Here is a 3,027-nt window from a genome sequence, read left to right as displayed (position 1 = left end):
CGGGTACGGTGTGGCGTCCCCTGCTCGGCGCGCCGCTGGTGTGGCGGACGTCCTGCGCGTGGCGCGGTGACGGGCCGCTCGATCCGGCCGTCGCCGACCTCGTCGACGTGGCCACCCGCGTCCTGCGCACCGAGGCCGCCATGACCCCCGTCGTCCAACGCGTCGCCCTGCGGCCCTCGTCGGGATTCCTGGCGTGAGCGCGGAGATCGAGGCGGCGTTCCGCGCGGCTGGAGTGACGGGCTGGCTGCACGCCGTCGACATCGATTCGGGGCGTGAGCTGGGGGTGCGGGCCGACGCGCCGGTCGTCCTGGCGTCGGTGTTCAAGGTGCCGCTGCTGGTGGCGTTCTTCCGGCGGGTCGCGGCGGGCACGCTCGACCCGTCCGCCCGGGTGCGGCTGCGGGAGGAGGACCGGCGGCCGGGCTCGACCGGGACGTCCATGCTGCTCGACGACGTCGAGATGTCGCTGCGCGACCTCGCCGCCATGATGATCACTGTGAGTGACAACACGGCGGCCGACGCCCTGCTCGCCCGGGTCGGGCTCGACGACGTCAACGCCACACTCGCCGAGCTCGGGCTGGCGCGGACCCGTGTCCTGGGCACGGTCCGCGAACTGTACGACTCGCTGCTCGCCGACTCCGGCGCCACCGACCTCGACGAACTGTGGCCCGCCCTCACCGACCCGGCCGTCCTCGCCCGGCTGTCCGCCCTCGACCCGTCCCGCGCCAGCCACGGCACCCCCCGCGACCTGACCCTCCTCCTGCGCCGCATCTGGCGCGACGAGGCCGCCCCGCCCGCCGCCTGCGCCGCGATGCGCCGCGTCCTGTCCCTCCAGGTCTGGCCGCACCGCCTCGCCTCCGGCTTCCCCTACGACGACGTCCAGGTCAGCGGCAAAACCGGCACCCTCCCCACGCTCCGCAACGAGATCGGCGTCATCGAATACCCCGACGGCCCCCGCTACGCCGTGGCCGTCTTCACCCGAGCCCACACCCCCACCGCCACCCTCCCCCGAGCCGACGCCGTCATAGGCACCACCGCCCGCCTAGCCCTCCGCCACCTCCACCCCTGAACAGGGTTTAGCGCCAGGTGGTGAGGACTTTTTCTACGGTGGGGCGGATTTGTGTGCGGGCGGTGGGGCGGGGGGTGCCGGACATGAGGAGGAAGTCGTAGGGGGTGTCGAGGTGGCGGATGGAGGCGATGACGGCGGCGGTGATCGCGGATTCGTCGAGGGACTTCGCGGCGGCGGTGCGGCCCACGCGGCCGCTGCCTCGGAGGGCGGCGTGGGCGGCGATGGCGGCGGCGCGTTCCGGTGGGCAGCGGGGGAAGAGGCGGGTGATCTCGGTGGTGAAGGCGGCCTGGTAGGTGAGGTCCTCGGCTTCGCGGCGGAGCGCGTCGCGGTCACGGCGGCGGGCCCTGACGTCCTCGTCGGCCAGACACGCCTCCTCGGCGGCGAGCAGAGCGGCCTCTTCGACGAGAGTGCCCCGACGTTCGAAGCGTTTGCGGCGTTTGTTCCAGATGACGACGACCGCGGACAGGGCGCTGGCCTTCTGGGCGCGGCGCGTCAGGGCGGCGTCACCGGACGGCAGCAGGATCAGATGGTCGAAGTCCGCGCAGGCCAGGCAGAGCTTGGCGCCGTCCTCCTCCAGGTAGTGGGGGCCGCCGCCGTCGCACTCGGCACAGATCCACGGACGTTCGGCGATCATGACTTTGAGGTCGGGGGCCTTGTTCTGCTTGGCGGTGAGGCGGGCCCGCTGCGCGTCGGTGAGATCGGTCCGCACCCAGTGGGCGCGGTAGGCGGGGTCGCGGCCCGGCTCGAAGACCAGGGGCCGCCGCTCGCGCCCGGCGGCGGCGTACTCGGCGTCCTCCCGGCCCAGCCCCTTGGCCCGCGCCCAGGCCGCCAGGTACTCCAGGACCTCGGCGCGACGCTCCGGCGGAGCCGAGACACGGGACGTCAGCACCGGGAACCGGCCCAGCCGCCACTCCTCGACGTCCCGGTTCCGCACCCAGCCCAGACCGAGCAGGACGTCCAGGGGCGCGACGTACTTCTGGCGGTTCAGGGCCGCCTCGGCGGCGGCCTCGACACGGGAGCGGAGCTTCGCGGACATCTCTCCATTGTCCCGCCCGGCACAGCCGTTCCGGCCACGAATCACCAGGTCGTACGCGAGGAAACCACCTGTTCGGACGGTATCGGATGGGATTCGATATGTACGTTGAGGGTTGTGGGTAAGTGGGTACTTTGGGTTTGATGTTCAGGTGCTGGTTACGAGCGTGGGGAACGCTCCGGACGCCGAGCTCGTGGCGGCGGCCCGGACGGGTGATGAGACGGCTTCGGGCGAGCTGTTCCAGCGGCACCATGGGGCTGTCCTGGGCTACGCGCGCGGTCTGGTGCGCGATCAGCACACCGCAGAAGACCTGACCAGCGAGGCCTTCGCCCGGACTTTCGGCGCGCTCCGCCAGGGCCTCGGCCCCCACGAGGGTTTCCGCCCCTACCTGTACACGGTCGTGCGGAACGCCGCCGTGGACTGGGCGCGCGCCGGCAAGCGCATGGTCGTCACCGACGAGGTGGCCCAGTGGGCCGAGCTGCCCGACGACGAGGCCGTCCCCGATCTTGACGAGCTGGACGCCCTGATGCGCGCGTTCCGCTCCCTGCCCGAACGCTGGCAGACCGTCCTGTGGCACACGATCATCGAGGATGAGCCCGTCCAGCAGGTCGCGGAGCTGCTGGGGATGGAGGCGGGGGCCGTCGCGCAGCTCTCGTTCCGGGCGCGGGAGGGGCTGCGTCAGGCGTTCCTCGCGGCGAGCTGCGAGACCCGTCCGGAGTGCGCGCCGTTCGTCGGCCAGCTCGCGGCGGGCGTCCGGCGTCCGTCGCTGCGGCGGGGACGGGCGCTGCGCAAGCACCTCGAGGTGTGTGAGCACTGCCACAGGGCGTCGGCGGAGATGGCCGATCTGAACGGGCGGCTGCGCCGGACCCTGCCGATCGGCCTGGTCTTCCTGACGGCGCCGAAGGTGCCGCTGCCCGCGCTGGTGCAG

3 protein-coding genes and 1 pseudogene are annotated in these 3,027 nt (G+C 72.7%); 3 read left to right on the top strand and 1 reads right to left on the bottom strand.

The annotated features are described in order from the left end of the window. Together ACYVE7_RS31870 and ACYVE7_RS31865 are read left to right on the top strand one after the other, a co-directional pair. Nucleotides 1–197 (top strand): annotated as a pseudogene (locus tag ACYVE7_RS31870) (LysR family transcriptional regulator); the annotation flags it as partial. Next, the gene (locus ACYVE7_RS31865) at nt 194–1,066 is read left to right on the top strand and encodes a serine hydrolase (RefSeq protein WP_460370008.1); all 873 of its coding nucleotides are present in this window, start codon (nt 194–196) and stop codon (nt 1,064–1,066) included. The pseudogene ACYVE7_RS31870 and the gene ACYVE7_RS31865, both read left to right, overlap by 4 nt. A 7-nt stretch (nt 1,067–1,073) precedes the next feature. Here ACYVE7_RS31865 and ACYVE7_RS31860 read toward each other — a convergent pair whose 3' ends face one another. After that, nucleotides 1,074–2,102, bottom strand: coding sequence for a DUF2293 domain-containing protein (locus ACYVE7_RS31860; protein ID WP_460370007.1), 1,029 nt, complete (start codon nt 2,100–2,102; stop codon nt 1,074–1,076). A gap of 163 nt (nt 2,103–2,265) precedes the next feature. Here ACYVE7_RS31860 and ACYVE7_RS31855 point away from each other — a divergent pair. Continuing rightward, nucleotides 2,266–3,027, top strand: a 762-nt coding sequence (locus ACYVE7_RS31855; protein ID WP_460370004.1) for an RNA polymerase sigma factor, incomplete at its 3' end; no start/stop codon positions are given.

The organism is Actinocorallia lasiicapitis (genome assembly GCF_054778695.1).
This window is presented reverse-complemented; position numbering and strand designations above follow the sequence as displayed.